Consider the following 16,687-nt stretch of genomic DNA (forward strand, 5'->3'; position numbering starts at 1 on the left):
GTCGAACATATGTTTGCCTTGTGTTCACCCGGCGAGGCGTACGTCGAGCAGGGCGCCGGTCTCCGACGCGACCACCAGCGCACGCGAGTCCGAGGGTTGCACAGCGACGGCCGTGGCCGGCGCGCCGAGTGCAATGGTGCACCGCGCGCCCGTCCGCACATCGACGAGGGCGAGCGAGCCGAGCGTCGACGTGACGGCCAGCGTGTGCGGATCCAGTGCGGTGAGGTCATCGAGCAGGCCGGGCAGCGGAGCCGTGAGGTCGGTGACGACCCGAATCGAGCCGGGATCGTCGAGCGGTAGTGCGACGACACGGCCCGTTCGACTTGCCGTGAAGGTCAGGTAGAGGTCGTTGCCGATGACCACCGCGCCATTGGGGCTGATCCCGTTGACGGCCGACGACGCGGCGAGCGCGGCTCGGGCTCTATCCGTCCACCGCTGGTCGATGGCGCCACCCGGCGCGATCCGGACCACGCCGCGCGAACTGTCGACGACATATCCGAACCCGCGCGCATCGAAAGCCAGACCATTGGGCATCGCGAACCCTCGTGCGTAGATCGTCGGATTCGGTTGCGGCGCATGCGGATCAAACTTCACGACGACGCCGTTGCGTTCGGCGCCGAACGACAACTGGTCGCCCGAGTTCACATACAGGTCGCCGCCAGGACCCATGCGCAGCGCGCCCGGCGCCCACACCGGGACGGTCGCGGTGCGTCGGCCGGACCGGTCATAGCGCTCCACCGAATTCCCGTAGAGACGTGAGACCCACAGGTTGCCCGAGTGATCGAACGTGAGGTTCTCAGCCCAACCCGCCGGAGACGGCGAGGCAGTTCTGGTGGTGACTGTCGCGCCGGCACATCGGTTGCTCAGGGCCGCGTCGGCAACCGACCCGACACCCACGATCGCCAGTGCCGCCACGCACGACGCCAGCAGCGCACGGAGGATTCGAGGGTGGAATCGAAACCCGGAGTGTCCCATGGGCATAGATCATGCCCCGGCGCGCGCGGCGGCGCCCGGCAGCGACTACTGCCCACCGTCGCGGCAGCGACTATTGACCACCGTCGCGGCAGCGACTATTGACCACCGTTGAGGAGCAGCTCCATCAGCTTTGTCGGAGCGGCGCACGGGTCTGCCGCTGCTGCGCCGCCGATCGGTTCGACCCAGAACGTGTAGACGCCGCGGGTCGGCGCGCGAGTGGTCACACCGCACACCGCCGGCCGCTTGGGGTCGCGCTGGGTGAAGGCCGCCTGACTCACGATCCGGACGTTCTCGGTGGTGTAGCCGAGCCGCTTGGCGGTGTCCTTCTCGACGTTGAAGTCGCCCCATTCGAACCAGTTGAACGTGACATTCGCGGTGACCGGGCCGTCGACGATCCACCGGCAGATCGCGCCGTTGAAGGTGCCCCGTGCCGACGTCCCGCCGACCGCCTTGGCGAGCTGAGCAGTTGAGAGCACCTGGCATTCGAGGGTCAGTTTGTCGAACCGGTCGGTGTCGACGTTGCCTGGTTGATCGGCGTTGGCCTGCTCGGACGAGACCGCCTGACCGTCGATGGTGCAGCCCGACAGCGCTCCGACAAGCAGGGCCAGAGCGACAAGCAGTGGCACGACGACGCGTCGCAGGCGCCTCATGATGCACGCTCGATCGACATCGTGGACAGTTGGCGCGTGGCGTCGCAGATCTGTTCGGTGTCGGGACCCTGCGCGTTCAGTGATGAGGTCCCGGCGCTCACCGACCACTCGAAGAAGTCGGCGCCGAAAGCGATGCCGATCTCGCAGATGCCCGTGTCGGAGGCGACGAATCCCTTGTGGCCGTTGATCTCTATGTCTTTGGTCGACTCGCGGGAGAGTTGCTCGGTGGCACGCTCACGTCCGATCGGTGATCCGCGATACCAGTTGAACGATGCCACCGGTCCGGTGCGATCGACGCTCGACGACCACTCACACACCGACGAATTGTTCACCGTGTTGGTCAGCGTTCCCAGCTTTGCGAGGTTGTTGACCTCCTCTGTGGTCACGCCTCCGCATTCACCGAAGAACGGGCCCGACCCCGCTTTGGCCGGCGGCGCCGCGGCGCTGCCGTTGCTGTTGCTGTTGCCTCCCGAATCGTCGGAATCCGACGAGCACGCACTGCCGATCAGCGCGATCACCACCGCCAGCGACACGAGGAAGCCCCCGCGCATCAGCTTGTCGATCTCGCGTCGCTCGCGTTTCGTCGGCCGACCGGCACCACGATCGCGTCGTGGCTGACTCGCCAGGATCTCCTTGGCCGGCGGCGGTGGACTCTTGTCGATGTAGCAGGCCGACGCCGCGGAGGGCGACACTCGCTTGGTGATCACCTGGGTCACCTCGACGATGCGCTCCCGACCACCCAACCGCAGCCGCACCTCGTCGCCGATGCTGACGTGTTGCGCGGGCTTCGCGGTCGCTCCGTTGACCCGAACATGGCCGCCTCGGTATGCGTCACCCGCAGCCGAACGTGTTTTTGTGAGCCGGATGGCCCAGATGTAGGCGTCGACGCGTGCGCTCACCGTCGGGGCCTCGTTGCCCACGAGTGAGCGTCACCCGTCCGCAGTCGATCTCGCACCGGTTTATGCCCTGCTCACTTCTGTCGCGTCAGCATGTAGTACCCGCCCGCCACCATGACGACGCCGAGCACGATCGCCAGGAACCAGTTGGCGAAGAACCCCACCAGGAGGAAGACCACGATGCCTGGCGAGATCGCCACGAGGCTCATCCCCGGATGCTCGCGCACCACCTGTGAGACTGCCTTGCTCTTTGCGGGATCGATCGCCATGACTTCCTCCTAGCGCGCGCCGCCGTCGGCCGCTTGACTCCGATGAGCGAGCGGTCGGCGACACCATTGGGGCGAACCTGCGTCGGTGGCTCCACTCTAGCCAACGGGGCCCTGAGGGCTGCCGGCGTTTTGCGGTCAGTCGTCGCGCCGAGGTGGTTCCACCTCGTCGACGTCGAGGTGCTGGTCGACGTAGTCCGCGCTCGGAACGTCGTCGGATTGTGGCGGTTCGACGCCTGCGAGGGGATCGACGAATTCGTCGAGCGGCGCATCGTCGGCAAGCGATTCGCCCGGCTCGTCGTCGAGTGGCGCTTCGGGGTCGACGACGCCCTCGGGCAGGTCTTCGCCTGAGATCGGTTCGCTCATCGTCGTCTCCTCGCGTCGAGTGATCGGCCTCTTCCGTTGTAACAAACAGTCAGTTCGTGCGGAAGGAACAGGCCGATCTCGTGGCGCGGAGGCGGCCGGTACTACTGACTGCTCGCGGCGTTATCGGTCGAGTGCGCTGACTCCGACGACGTCCCGGTGTCGTGGGTGTGGGTATCGGTGGTGTCGGTTGCGCCCTCGGCACTCGCGACGCCGTTCGACGCCGCGCCGGCGGTGCTCCCGGTGCCATCCGTCGAACGATGCTTACCGACATAGTCGTCGAGCGACCGATGTTTGCCCACGTACCCTGACGCGCTGGAATCGCGCGAATCTCTCTGCGCGGCACCGGCTGTCGATTTCGGTACTGACGGAGCGTCGACTTGTTGTGTCGCCGTGTCGGTTTCGGTCGTTGCGGTCGGTGCGTCAGCGGTGCTCGACGCCGCGGTCGTGTCGGTGTCGGTGTCTGTCTCTGTGGGCGTGTCCGCGGGAGCGATGGCCTCGCTGGCGTCGGCACGCAGGGCGCTGACCGACGACGAGGCCGTCGACCTGCTGACGGCGCTGCTCGACCCGCCGAACGGGCCCACCGACGGCACGCCGAACGGGAACGCGATCTCGGGGATGTCGACTGTCGGCAGCAGCTGCGCGGTGTCGACGTCGCCGAGGGTGACCACGGGAAGTCCCAGATGGTTCGGCTTGACCTCGCCGTTGACCGTCACCGTCGGATTGAACGTCACCGACGAGCCAAGCCAGTGCACCACGATGGGCGCCTGGGTTCCGTAATCGCTTGTGAGGGTGAACAAGACGGGCAGACCGTAAGCATCCGTCCGGTCACCTCCGACGGTGAGCCGGGTGAAGTCTTTGCTGAGCGAGAAGGGCTGGCCTGAGAACAACTGCCCAAGGACGTCGGACAGCACCTCGGCAGGGTTGACGAGAATTGCCGTGGGGTCGGTCAACGCAGTCTGGAACTCGGGGATGGACTGCTGGAGATCAAGGCGGGCGTCGAATGTGCCCGCCACGTTCGCGCATGCACCGACATTGCTCGCGTACCCCGCGGTGAGCACTCCGTAGCAACTGACATGCTTCGCGCCCGGCACGGATATTCCGGTCGGAACAGTGAAGATCTCGACCGGGATGTCGCTTGTGTTCCACGCATTCGCCATACCGATGATCGCGAAGGCGAAGGCGGTGTTGCCGTCACTCGCCCCGGCCGTCGCCAGGCTCAGCGGGAGGTACGAGATGGCGGTCGCTTTGCCTCCACCTGACGCGAGCGCAAACTGAAAACCGTCACCAATGACCGTCGCCGATCCCTCGGGCAACGCGGCGTCCGGAACCGGCACAGTTATTCCTAGAATCTTTCCGGTACCGAAATCAAGGCCGGCCGCCTTGGCTGCATTGAACAAGCCCTGCGCCGGACTGTACGCAGCATCCGGCACGAGATCGATCGTCGTCGGAAGCACCACTGCGACACCAACGCCCGTCGACCTGGAGCAATCGGCACCGCCGTTGACCGGCCCACCGTCGGAGTCTGACGAACACAGGTTCAACCGCCATTGGTCGGCGAGGCCCTGGGTAACGCCGTTGTTCGCAAGGGCACCGATGACGTCACCGACTGATCCGACTGCGTTCGGGATGGTGACTGCCTCCGCGTGCCCCGCCCCGACCGTCTGCCCGAAGCCGAGCGTGGTTGCGGCTGCGACCGCCACGGCGCCTGCCGCGGCGCGCTGACCGGCCTTGCGCTTGCGGCGTCGATCCTGTTTCTCCGCTCGACGAACTCCACCGCGCCGCGCACCGTTCACCGCCGATTGAGCCATGTGGCTTACCCCTCCGAGACATCCGCCCGAGTACTGTCCCCGAGCTAGGAGGATTGAATCACCACAGTTCACCCAGAGCGGACGATTTCAGGAAAACGCTCGAATGCTGACTGCGTTGAGGAGTCCGTTCAACGACTTGCCAGAATGCGCCGGGAGAGAACATCTTTCAGCGCACGACCGTTCACAATTTAGCGCCGCAAACGTCTGCTCGTCGGCGGCTCACCGCCGCGTGCGCTCGAGCGGGCGGCCCGACTCCCCGGCCTGCGCGTCACATCCGAATCCGACCACCCAGTCGCCGTCGGCGAGCTCGACCTTGCCGAGCATCATCGGCTGCGGCAGTGCGGCGAGGAACTCCCCGAGAGCGGCCGGCGACAGCACCCAGCTCTCCCCCTCGATGACACAACCCGCACCGACGTCGCGGATCAATCCCGGCTTGGGCGGCGTCGTGTCCAGTGCGACAAGGCGATACGACGGCGCTGTGCGTACTTCCCTACTCCAGCGCGCGCCACGACCGCTGAGCTCGTGCGTCAGCGGTCCACCCGCCATATGTGCACCGAATACGGCCAACTCGACCGATGGCGCGACACGTTCGGGCCACGTCGGCATGGTCAAGGATGCGCTATCACGGGAGTTGGTCGGCGAAACCCGCAGTCGCCGAGCAAGATCGATGAGAACGGCGTCCTCGTGTGCACCCGCGAGGAGCGTGATGCCGAACTGGGATCGGGTTCCGTCGGCCTCGTCGACGACGCCTGCCGGGACCGCCAACCCGCACAGATCGAACAGATTGCAAAAGTTGGTGTAGGTACCCATCCGACTGTTGACGCCGATCGGGTCTGCGACGACCTCGTCGATTCGTGGATGAAACGGCGCCGTCGGCACCATCAGTGCTGTCGCATCACCCCACTGGTCCATCGCCAGCGCCCTGAGTTCTGCGAGTCGACGTCGAGCACGGAGCAGATCCACCGCGGTGTAACCGGATGCCTTCGACACGATCTGCGCCACAACGGGATCGAGACCGACGTCGTCGGAATCTGCTGCGCTGTCGATGAACTCACCGACAGCGTCGTATCGTTCAGAGACGAGAGCGTCGTCGTAGAGCAGTCGTGCCGCGGCGAGGAAGGGCGTGAGGTCGACGGTCTTGATCGTGAAGCCGGCAGCCTCGGCCGCGGCCACCGCGTCACTGAAGGCGCCACGCCAGCGATCGTCGAGTTCGGGGAGTTCGGCGGGCACCGCGATGACCGGGGCCTCGGGTGCCGCGAATCGGGTCGCTCTGTCGAATGGTCGCTCACCAGTTGCCTCTGCCATCACTCCGGTGGCGAGGTTCGCAAGGTCGAGGTCGGCGGCAAAGATAGTCGGGACGTCGTAGTCGGCACACGCGGGCACGACTCCGACGGTGGAGAGCGCCCCCACGGTCGGCTTCACGCCGACGATCCCCTGCAGACCCGCCGGGACACGACCCGACCCGGCGGTGTCGGTACCGATCGCGATGTCGGCGAAACCGAGCGCGACGGCAACCGCCGACCCGGAACTCGACCCGCCGGAGATCCGATCGGGTCGCCGCGAATCACGCACGGCGCCATAGGGACTGCGGGTTCCGACGAGGCCGGTGGCGAACTGGTCGAGGTTGGTCTTTCCGATGACGACAGCGCCTGCCTTGCGCAGCGCGGCAACCGTGGGCGCATCCGCGTCGGGCACGTAGGCGTAGCCGGGACACGCTGCCGTCGTGGGCAATCCCGCGACGTCGACGTTGTCCTTGACGGCGAGAGTCACTCCGGCCAGCGATCCACCGCTCGCCAGAGACTGCTGGTAGTCGCGTGCGACGTCGGCCTGCGGACGAAGCGTGATGAACACTTCCGGCCGATCGGCGTCGCGGATCGCGGCGTAGATATCGTCGATCTTCGTCATGCGACCTTCCCCTTCGGATTGGAGTTGCCGGCCTCGTTCTGCTCGGTCGTCGTGAACTCTCCTGCCAGAGACCATCGTTCACGCTCTTCGGCTCGCGCGTACTCCATCGTCGAGCGGGATGCGGCGATGGCGTCGGCGTTGTCGGCGAGGAAGCGCTCGTGTTCTGCCAGCGAGAAGGTGCCTTCGGTGATGCGCACGCTGTCGCCGCGGCCAGCCGCGACGTCGGCCCGCATGTCCAGCAGTTCGTCGGCGCCGACCGGGTACCACTTGATGCGGTCGAAGAAGCGCAGCAGCCAGGGATGTTCGGGATCGAATCCCGGAGCCTGCTGCGGATAGCGATGGTTCCAGACCTGCGTCGTGCGGCCGACGAACTGGTAGCCGCCGGGCCCCTCCATACCGTAGATGCAGAGGTAGGCACCCCCGATGCCGACAGCGTTCTCGGGGGTCCAGGTACGTGCCGGGTTGTACTTCGTGGTGACCAGTCGATGCCGCGGATCGAGCGGAACCGCCACGGGCGCACCGAGGTACACGTCTCCGAGACCGAGAACGAGGTAGTCGGCGTCGAACACGATCCGGTGTACGTCGTCGACCGAGTCGAGACCATTCATCCGTCGGATGAACTCGATGTTCCACGGACACCAGGGAGCATCGGAGCGGACGCCGAGCATGTACCGTTCGATCGCCTCACGCGTGGCTGGATCATCCCACGACAGCGGCAGATGCACTGTGCGGCTGGGTACCACGAGTTCCGACGCTGCCGGGAGCTGACTCTCACACTCGATGAGCCAGTCCCGCATGGCGTGCTGCGACCACTTCGTCGGATCTGCTTTCACCTGAAGCGATCTGATTCCGGGTGTCAGGTCGACAAGGCCCGCGGGGTTCTCCGCTTCAATCCGCTCGGCGAGCGCATGCACGCGGGCACGAAGCGCGAGGTCGAGGCGCATCTCGCCGTACTCGACGAGGATGTTGTCGTCGCCGCTGCGGCGGTAGGTCACCGATGTGGTGCCGTCGGCCGTCGTCGTGGTTCCCAGAATTCCGCTGTCGGGATCGCCTCCGCGAGAAAGGACATCGACGAAGCTCGCTCTGCGTGCGAGACCCAGTTCTGCGGGCGACGCCGCCTCTGCCGCCTTGACCGCGACGAACCGCACCGTGTCACCGGGCTTGAGCTGCCCCAGCTTCCATCGCTCCGCCGCCGTCACCGTCACCGGACAGACGAACCCGCCGAGACTCGGTCCGTCGGGGCCGAGCAGGATCGGGGTGTCGCCGGTGAAGTCCAGTGCTCCAACCGAATACGCGTTGTCGTGGATATTCGACGGATGCAGCCCCGCCTCGCCGCCGTCGGTCCGTGCCCACTGCGGTTTGGGGCCGACCAGGCGAATCCCCGTGCGGTCGGAGTTGAAGTGCACCTGATAGTCGGTGCCCATGATCTCGGCGATGTCGGTAGGAGTGAAGAACTCCGGGGCCGAGTGCGGTCCGACCGTCACCCCGAGCTGCCATGCGTTCGTGAACGCCGGCTGCTCCTCGGTGAGAATCCGCGTCGAGTTCACGGTCGGGAGACCCGCCCGCGCCAGAATGTCACCGTCGGAAAGGACGCGACCGTCGAGTCCGCCGAACTTGCCCATCGTGAACGTCGAACGGCTGCCCAAATACTCCTCCGCCTCGACACCCTCGGAGATCGCGATGTACACGCGCAGTCCGAGGGAACCCACGGCTCCGATGTCGAGCACGCCGCCCGCGGGCACCGTGAGTGGGACCCATTGGGGCACAACGACTCCGTCGAGAGTCAACTGGACCGGGGCGCCGGTCACGGCAACAGTTGCCGACGTCGAGAAACGCAGGCGTGGTCCGAGCATCGTCACCTCGAGTCCCGCGGCATCGACCGGATTTCCGACGGCCATGTTGGCCAACCTGAAGGACAGGTCGTCCATCGGACCCGACGGCGGGACACCGACCTTCCAGTAGCCGACGCGGCCAGGCCAATCCTGGATGGTGGTCATGGGTCCGGCGCGCAGCACCTCGATGCCGTCGAACTGTGTTGTCTGGCTGTTCATCTCGTCTCCTGGCGGTCGGTACTCGGTCAGCCCCGCGGCCGCGTGACGATCACGCGGACGGCAGTCGGGTCGAATCCGTTGCAGGGGTTGTTGATCTGGGGGCAGTTGGACACGAGCACGAGAGTGTCGACTTCGGCGCGCAGCGCGAGGCGCTTGCCGGGCGCGGACAGGCCGTCGACGATCCCGAGTGCGCCGTCGGGGTCGACGGGCACGTTCATGAAGAAGTTGACGTTGCCGACGAGATCCCGCTTGCCGAGGCCGTGTCGTGAGCCACCGATGAGGAAGTTCTCGACGCACGCGTGCTGGTGCTTGGTGTGATGGCCGTAGCGCAGCGTGTTGGACTCCTGCGAGCACGCGCCGCCGAGGGTGTCGTGATTGCCGACCTCGTCGGCGACGATCGTCATCATCGGCTGCGACTCCTGGTCGCGGATCACCGTGCCGGTGGTCAGGAAGATGTTCCCCTGCGCGGCAATGGTTGTCTGCGCCGAGTAGCGGACCGAGTGGTCGTGGCCGCCGAAGAACAGCGTGTCGACGGCCTGGTTGCCGTGGAGGTCGACGATGGTCGCAACATCGCCCGCGGCAACGACTTCCGACCAGGGAGCGCGCTCAGCGACGATGCCGTCGTAGATGACGTCGCCGGGCACGAGCGCGAGGTCGGCCGCCGGGGCGGTGGTGGGGTTGATCGTGGTGGTCATCAGTGGTCCTTGCGTTCGGATGTGTGTAGTTCGGGGATGGGTGGTGGTTTCGACACGCCGCTCGTACCTCGCGGCTGCTCAACCAGCGGGGATACGGCGCGTCCTCGCGGGGTGAGGTGGTTTCGACACACCGCTCGTTCCTCGCGGCTGCTCAACCAGCGGGGAGACCGGCTCGTCCTCGCGGCTGCTCAACCAGCGGGGAGACCGGCTCGTCCTCGCGGCTGCTCAACCAGCGGGGAGACGGCTCGTCCTCGCGGCTGCTCAACGGTTCCGCTGGTTGAGCCGGGCACGAGCGCAGCGAGCACCCGAGTCGAAACCACTGGCATTCCGCTGGTTGAGCCGGGCGCGAGCGAAGCGAGCACCCGAGTCGAAACCACTTGGCGTCAGAAGCGTGTTGCGCCGTAGACGTCTTCGCTGTTGGCCACGGCTCGCTGGTATTCGGGGTCACGGTCGGCGACGTCGGCGAGCAGCGCGTCGAGGTCGTCGGTCGCACGCCAGGCGAGCACCTCGAGGGGCCCCGAGCGGAACTCCGCGCTTGGGTCGAGCGGGTGCGCGGTGTTGGCGATCGCCACGATGCACGGCAGGTGCAGAAGCAGGTCGACGCTCTTGTCCGCGCCCGCGCTCCCTTGGAACTCGAACGATCCCTCCTCGTCGACCTTCACTCCCTCGAAGAGCGAGAGCGACGGCGCCACATCGGTGGGCGTCAAGCCGTTCTTGGCGGCGGCCAGTTTGAGAAGCTCACGCCCCGCGGGAGTCGTCGAATATGCCTCTCCGTGGCCGTATTTGGCGGCATTGTCGGCGAGTGTGGTTGTGCCCGTGAGCGCGTCGTGGCGCGCACTGGTGTCGTCGACGATGGTGGCGAGCACCCTGCCCTGATCGCTCAGCAGGGGGTGGCCGGTGGTGAGGTAGGCCTGCCAGGGCACCTTGACGGTGTCGGCGACGTTCAGGCGCTCCCACGGGGCGTCGACGCGCCACAGGAGCAGGTGCGCGCACGCGTCACCGGTGATGTCGCGCAATCGGATTCGGTTCCCGCGGGCGAGCACCTTGGTGGTGTACCTGCCGCCGGGAACCGTCTCGGCCCAGGTGAGCGTCGACGAGTCGACGTCGGTGATCGTCGTCGGCCAGTCGGTGGCGGGCACCACGGGCATGGAGTCGGTGATCGCTCCCGCCTGTGCACGAGCATGCGCACGGGCACCGGCGGTGGAGGATGTAGAGGTGGTGGTCGAGGTGGTCATGTCGACGTCCTTCGAGAATGAGCTGGCGAGGTTCCGGGTCGTCCCGGTGGTCGGCTGCACGGATTCGAAGAGTCCGGCAGGGCGTCGTCGCTCGGTTGACAAATCTATCAGTTGATCGGTAGTGCGGCAATCGCTACGAGCGCTTGCGTCCGACGAGTGCGTCTTCGGGTTCCGGCGCTCCCGGCTGGCCCTTGACCTTGAGGTACGCGAGGAATCCGACGATCAGCGTCGCTGCGACGAAGAGGATCGCGAAGTACTGGAGTACCCAGTTGCCGCCGTCGGGGTCGTAGACCTCCGCGCGAGGCCAGGCGATATTCACCATCAACAGACCGCCCATGACGACGGCGACGATGTTGACCGGGATGCCCCACTTACCGAGGCCGAAAACCGGTCGGCCGTGGCTCAATTCGGTTCCGCGCAGGCGATGGATGAGTGCGGGCACGGTGACCATCAGGTAGGCGAGGTAGACGATGACCACCGACACGCTGGTGATCGCGGCGAAGACGCCTGCCTGCCCGAGGTTGACGAGCAAGATCAGAATCGCCAACGCCGAGACGACGATGCCGGTGATGACGGGAGTTCCGGTGCGCGGGTTGACCTTTGCCAGTGCCGAGCCGAACGGGAGGCGATTGTCGCGTGCCATCGAGAACATCACTCGGGATGCCGACGCCTGAATGGCGAGAGTCGCGGAGAAGATCGAGATCGCGACGATGATCAGCAGCGCCTTACCGAGGACGGTGTTGAGTTGCGAGGTGATGACCCAGGCGATTCCCTGAGCGGAGAGTTCCGGCGCACCGAGCGACGGAGCGGCCATGAGCGCACCGATGATCATCAGACCTCCGCCGACGAACGAGACGAGTAGCGCGTTGATGATCGCCTTCGGCGCGGTGCGTCGAGGATCTTTGGTCTCCTCGGAAAGCTCTGCGGCGCTGTCGAATCCGTACATCACGTAGCAGGCCATGAGCATCGAGGCGAGGAAGGCCGGGAAGTAACCGAAGCCGTGTCCGTGTTCACCGGTGTTCGCGATCGCCGCCGCCGGGGAGCGTTCCGCCTTGATGAACATCGCAACGACGAGCGCCACGACGCCGATGATCTCGATGGTCACGCCGGTGACGGTGATCTTGCCCATGAAGCTCACCCCGACGCCGCTGATGATCGTGCAGCCGATGATCGTGATGGTGCCGAGGATGATCGCGTTGGTTGCACCCGAGACCGACGTGAGGCTCGTGTCGTCGCCGACGAACTGGAAGCCCGACCAGATCTCGGGAAGCACGCTCTGCATCGCGATGGCCAGTGCCGCCACACTCACGATGTAACCGACGAGCATGAACCAGCCGGCAAACCAGCCGACTCCGTCACCGGCGAGGCGTCGAGACCATTGGTAGACGGCACCGGCGACGGGGAACTTCCCGGAGAGTTCCGCGAAGACGAGGCACACGCAGAATTGGCATACGAAGACAATCGGCCAGGTCCAGAAGAACGCGGGTCCGCCCAGACCGAAGCCGAGCGCGAAGAGCGCGAACACGGTGGTGAGGATGGAGACGAACGAGAAGCCGGAGGCGAAGGCGGCATATCCTCCGATGCCGCGGTGCAACTCCTGCTTGTAACCGAGTTGGGCGAGCGAGTCGGCGTCGTCGACGTCGCTCGTCGGCGAGGTGCCGTCGGGAGCCTTTGAGTCGGGTTGTGCGGTGGAGGTCATCGTCAGTTCCTTCGTGGTGAGGCTCCACATTGAGCGGGTTTATCTGCCAGTTGATAGATAACGCCTGCGCTTTTTCTATCGAGTGACAGATATGTTGCCGGGATGGAAACTCACGCTACGAGCGTGTTACGCAGCCCAGGTCACTCCACTTCCGCGCAGCGCGGATCGCTTTTGACCGCGAGATTCCGGCGATTTGGGCGGACTAGACTCGATGATGAACTTGCCGCAACCCACGCCCCAGCACGAATGAAAGAGCTTCCGAATGAGTACTGCGTCCCGGTCGGGCCGAGTGGCGGCAGGCCCCGGCCGACCGCGCCTCGTCGAACAACGCAGACGAGGAGCCACCGCGCGTGAGGAAATCCTCGACGCCGCAGCCGAACTCTTCTGCCGCCACGGTTACACGGGGACGTCGACGCGCATGATCGCCGAGGCCGTCGGCATCCGCCAGGCGTCGATGTATCACTACTTCAAGAACAAGGACGACATCCTCGCCGCGCTGCTCGACGCCACCGTCGTCGGATCTCTCGAGCGCGCAAGAGAACTGCTCGACGACGACCGCGCCCCCCTCGACCGACTCCTCGACCTTGCCCGGTTCGACGCCGCGCAACTCGTCGACGAGCGCTGGAACCTCGGTTCGCTGTACCTACTTCCGGAGGTGGGCGACGACCGCTACGCCCAATTCCGCACAGCGCGAAGCGAACTCGCCGCCGCCTACGAAACCCTTGCCGCCGCCGTGCTCGACGACCCCGCAGACACCCGCAGCCTGCTCCCCTTCCGCCTCGTCGAATCGATGATCATGCTCCGCTCCGACGAACAGCGCGACGAACTCGACGGCCGCACCGCCGCCGACCTCGTCGACACAATTGTTGGCGCGATCGAGATGCTGCTCACGCACGAGAGCCGCGCCTGAGGTTTGAAAGTGTCGCCGCGCGGACACCGGGCAGCTTCCGAGGTTGTCGGCGGCAGATAGGCTGACATCCATGGCAGGGCACAGCATGGAGTTCGACCCGATCGCCGAGGCGAAGGCCAATTGGACGTCGGCGGGCTGGGGCGACGTCGCAGACGGGATGGTCGCGGTGACGTCCGTGATGCGAGCCCACCAGATCCTGCTGGCCCGCGTCGAATCAGCGCTCCGCCCATACGATCTCACCTTCTCGCGCTACGAATTGCTTCGGCTGCTTGCCTTTTCGCGCAACGGCGCGCTGCCCATCACCAAAGCCAGCGACCGCCTGCAGGTGCACGTCACCAGCGTCACCCATGCGATCCGACGCCTCGAGGAGGCACAGCTCGTTCGACGCCTCCCCCACCCCACCGACGGTCGCACCACGCTCGTCGAGATCACCGACCTGGGCCGCTCGACGGTCGAGGACGCGACGTCGACCCTCAATCGCGAGGTGTTCGCCGACGTCGGGATGCCCCCTGAACACATCGCAGGACTCGTCGACGCGATCCACGAACTGCGCCACAACGCCGGCGACTTCTGAGCCTGGATTGACCCGGACCGGGCGCCCGACCGAACTGGATCGGCCGCCTCGGGGCCCGCGACACCTTGCCCGACGCCCACCAAACCACCACACCCGCAGCGCGCGTACACAACTCGGTCGTCAGCGCGACGCCAAGACAATAATCTCCTCGGCCCCCCGCTCACGTCACGATTGTGTACGCACCCCGGCTCCAGCTAGACCTTGCGACCCGTATACACAGCAGCAGCCCGGCCAGGCTAGATATGTGTCGAACCGAAGGATCTGTGTGCTGCAGCACCCACATCTTCCGATACGACACAAATTTCGGGCTGCGCGTCATACTGATCCGCGGCCGTAGCGGGTTGCGCCGCCGACGGCGTGGTCTCGACAAGCTCGACCAGCGGGTTAGCTCGACCAGCGAGGGTCAGCTCGACCAGCGAGGGTCAGCTCGACCAGCGGGTAGGGCTCGGGCGGCGAGTGGTCTCGACAAGCTCGACCAGCGGGTTCAGCTCGACCAGCGAGGGTGGTCAGCGCAGCGTCGTGATGATCGCCGAGAAGTCCTGGTCGGAGTGCTGTTCGGCGAAGGCGCGGTAGAGGGCGGCGGCGTGCTCGCCCAGGGGCGCGCGCGAACCGGTGTCGGCGATGGCGTCGAGCGCGAGGCCGAGGTCCTTGTTCATCAGCGCGGTGGCGAAGCCCGGCTTGAAGTCGTTGTTCGCGGGCGACGTCGGCTGCGGGCCCGGGACCGGGCAGTTCGTCTCGATCGCCCAGCAGTTCCCGGTCGCGCCGGTGACCACGTCGTAGAGCGCGTCGTCGGACAAGCCAAGCTTCTCCGCGAGCACGAACGCCTCGCCGACCGCGATCTGCTGGACGGCGAGCAGCATGTTGTTGCACACCTTGGCCGCCTGACCCGCTCCGGAGTCGCCGCAATGAATGATCTTGCCCGCCATCGGTTCCAGCGTCGGCCGTGCGGCGACGAACGCTTCCTCGGTGCCGCCGACCATGAACGCCAGCGTGCCGGCGACCGCGCCCTTCACGCCGCCCGAGACCGGGGCGTCGACCTGTGCGAAACCGTGATCTGCTGCGCGCGAATTGATCTCGCGTGCATCGGCGACGGAGATCGTCGAGCTGTCGATGAGCAGCGCGCCCGTGGCGGTCGCGGGCAAGATCTCGTCGTAGAGCTTTTTGACGATGGCTCCGCTCGGGAGCATCGTGATCACAACCTCGGCGATGGCGACCGCTTCGACCGCCGTCGGAAAGGTCTGCACACCTGCGGCTTCGGCGGTCTTGACCGCTTCGGGGACGGGGTCGTACCCGTGCACCGTGTGTCCGGCCTTGACGAGGTTGGCGGCCATGGGGCCGCCCATGTTGCCGAGTCCGAGAAAGGCGATCGTCGTCATTGTCGATTCTCCCTGTGTTGAAGTGTGTGTGGTCGAGTGGATTGGTCAGGCCTCGCGGAACCGTGCGGCCACCGACCGACCCACGACGACGCGCATGATCTCGTTGGTCCCCTCGAGTATGCGGTGCACGCGCAGATCGCGGACGATTTTCTCGATGCCGTATTCGGTGAGGTAGCCGTAGCCGCCGTGGAGCTGCAGCGCCTGGTCGGCGACGGTGTAACAGGCGTCGGTGACATATCGCTTCGCCATTGCGCACCGCTCCACCTTGTCCGGCGCATTCGCGTCGAGAGACGACGCCGCGTGCCAGAGCATCAGGCGGGAGGTCTGCAGCGAGGTGGCCATGTCGGCAAGGGTGAAGCGGATCGTCGGCTCGTCGATCAGGTTGTTCCCGAACGCCTTTCGCGACGCGACGTACGACGCCGCTTTGTCGAAGGCAGCCTGGGCCCCACCGAGAGACGACGCCGCGATGTTGAGCCTTCCACCGTTGAGCCCGTTCATCGCGATGCCGAAGCCGATGCCCTCCTGCTCACCGAGCAGGTTGCCGGCGGGCACGCGCACCTCGTCGAGAATGACCTGCGCCGTCGGCTGCGCGTGCCACCCCATCTTGTGTTCCTGCGCGCCGAAACTCAGCCCGTCGGAACCCTTTTCGACGAGGAACGTCGAGATGCCCTTCGGACCGTCGCCACCCGTGCGCGCCATGACTACGTACAGATCCGACGACCCTGCTCCCGAGATGAACTGCTTGACACCGGACAGCACATAATGGTCGCCGACCTTCTCCGCGCGGGTCGACAGCGCCGCGGCGTCGGAACCGGCGCCCGGCTCTGTCAGACAGTAGCTCGCAATGGTCTCCATGCTAGCCAGGCGCGGAATCCAGTGCGCGCGTTGCTCATCGGTGCCATAGCTGTCGACCATCCACGTGCACATGTTGTGGATCGAGAGGAATGCGGCGACCGCGGGGTCGGCGTAGGCGAGCTGCTCGAAGATCCGCACGCCGTCGAGTCGACGCAGCCCGCTTCCGCCGACATCCTCGGAGCAGTAGATGGCGCCCATCCCGAGTTGAGCCGCCTCACGCAACTCCTCGACCGGGAAGTGATTGGTCGAGTCCCACTCGAGGGCATGTGGCGCAAGCCTTTTGGCCGCGAACGCCGCGGCGGGGGGGGGGGGGGAGCCCCGGGGGGGGGGGGGGCCCCCCCCCGGGGGGGGGGCGGGCGGGGGGGGGGGGGGCCCACGGCAAAAGGGGGGGGGGGGCAACGGGGCCCCCCGGGTGACCCCCCAACC

General features: G+C 66.2%; 14 protein-coding genes and 1 pseudogene. 2 read left to right on the plus strand and 13 right to left on the minus strand.

Translation table 11 applies throughout. The features are described 5' to 3' along the window. Positions 1 to 24 precede the first annotated feature (24 nt). The 11 genes from A5766_RS07765 to A5766_RS07815 form a co-directional block, all read right to left on the minus strand. Complete coding sequence (locus A5766_RS07765; protein ID WP_005206555.1) at positions 25 to 975, minus strand: SMP-30/gluconolactonase/LRE family protein; 951 nt, start codon at positions 973 to 975, stop codon at positions 25 to 27. A 95-nt stretch (positions 976 to 1,070) separates the two neighbouring features. Further along, positions 1,071 to 1,625, minus strand: coding sequence for a DUF3558 domain-containing protein (locus A5766_RS07770; protein WP_005206554.1), 555 nt, complete (start codon positions 1,623 to 1,625; stop codon positions 1,071 to 1,073). Continuing rightward, the gene (locus tag A5766_RS07775) at positions 1,622 to 2,524 is read right to left on the minus strand and encodes a DUF3558 family protein (RefSeq protein ID WP_005206553.1); all 903 of its coding nucleotides are present in this window, start codon (positions 2,522 to 2,524) and stop codon (positions 1,622 to 1,624) included. The genes A5766_RS07770 and A5766_RS07775 overlap by 4 nt, the downstream gene beginning before the upstream one ends. A 71-nt stretch (positions 2,525 to 2,595) precedes the next feature. After that, complete coding sequence (locus tag A5766_RS07780; protein ID WP_005206552.1) at positions 2,596 to 2,790, minus strand: hypothetical protein; 195 nt, start codon at positions 2,788 to 2,790, stop codon at positions 2,596 to 2,598. Between the two features lie 135 nt (positions 2,791 to 2,925). Then, positions 2,926 to 3,153: a hypothetical protein gene (locus A5766_RS07785; RefSeq protein WP_005206551.1), complete on the minus strand. Its 228-nt coding sequence runs from the start codon at positions 3,151 to 3,153 to the stop codon at positions 2,926 to 2,928. 101 nt (positions 3,154 to 3,254) lie between these two features. Continuing rightward, positions 3,255 to 4,961 (minus strand): hypothetical protein, encoded by a 1,707-nt coding sequence (locus A5766_RS07790; RefSeq protein ID WP_064904176.1) that lies wholly within the window; start codon positions 4,959 to 4,961, stop codon positions 3,255 to 3,257. 219 nt (positions 4,962 to 5,180) lie between these two features. Further along, complete coding sequence (gene atzF, locus A5766_RS07795; protein ID WP_064904178.1) at positions 5,181 to 6,866, minus strand: allophanate hydrolase; 1,686 nt, start codon at positions 6,864 to 6,866, stop codon at positions 5,181 to 5,183. Then, on the minus strand, positions 6,863 to 8,917 hold the full coding sequence (locus A5766_RS07800; RefSeq protein WP_064904180.1) for a 5-oxoprolinase/urea amidolyase family protein: 2,055 nt from the start codon (positions 8,915 to 8,917) through the stop codon (positions 6,863 to 6,865). Before A5766_RS07800 ends, atzF begins: the two co-directional genes overlap by 4 nt. A gap of 26 nt (positions 8,918 to 8,943) precedes the next feature. After that, positions 8,944 to 9,612, minus strand: a complete 669-nt coding sequence (locus A5766_RS07805; protein WP_064864915.1) for an urea amidolyase associated protein UAAP2 — start codon at positions 9,610 to 9,612, stop codon at positions 8,944 to 8,946. A 383-nt stretch (positions 9,613 to 9,995) separates the two neighbouring features. Then, entirely contained in the window at positions 9,996 to 10,847 is an 852-nt protein-coding gene (locus A5766_RS07810) for an urea amidolyase associated protein UAAP1 (protein WP_005206546.1), read from the minus strand. Between the two features lie 133 nt (positions 10,848 to 10,980). Continuing rightward, positions 10,981 to 12,546: an amino acid permease gene (locus A5766_RS07815; protein ID WP_051993878.1), complete on the minus strand. Its 1,566-nt coding sequence runs from the start codon at positions 12,544 to 12,546 to the stop codon at positions 10,981 to 10,983. Between the two features lie 262 nt (positions 12,547 to 12,808). On the opposite strand from A5766_RS07815, the gene A5766_RS07820 reads away from it, so the two are divergent. Together A5766_RS07820 and A5766_RS07825 are read left to right on the plus strand one after the other, a co-directional pair. Continuing rightward, positions 12,809 to 13,456, plus strand: coding sequence for a TetR/AcrR family transcriptional regulator (locus tag A5766_RS07820; RefSeq protein WP_005206544.1), 648 nt, complete (start codon positions 12,809 to 12,811; stop codon positions 13,454 to 13,456). A gap of 70 nt (positions 13,457 to 13,526) precedes the next feature. Next, positions 13,527 to 14,030 (plus strand): MarR family winged helix-turn-helix transcriptional regulator, encoded by a 504-nt coding sequence (locus A5766_RS07825; protein WP_005206543.1) that lies wholly within the window; start codon positions 13,527 to 13,529, stop codon positions 14,028 to 14,030. A gap of 506 nt (positions 14,031 to 14,536) precedes the next feature. On the opposite strand, the gene mmsB is transcribed toward A5766_RS07825, so the two are convergent. Further along, positions 14,537 to 15,406, minus strand: a complete 870-nt coding sequence (gene mmsB / locus A5766_RS07830) for a 3-hydroxyisobutyrate dehydrogenase (RefSeq protein WP_005206542.1) — start codon at positions 15,404 to 15,406, stop codon at positions 14,537 to 14,539. A gap of 45 nt (positions 15,407 to 15,451) precedes the next feature. After that, positions 15,452 to 16,561, minus strand: a pseudogene (locus A5766_RS07835) (acyl-CoA dehydrogenase family protein); the annotation flags it as partial. Between the last annotated feature and the right edge of the window lie 126 nt (positions 16,562 to 16,687).

The organism is Gordonia sp. 852002-51296_SCH5728562-b (genome assembly GCF_001665475.1).
GTDB lineage: Bacteria > Actinomycetota > Actinomycetes > Mycobacteriales > Mycobacteriaceae > Gordonia > Gordonia sputi.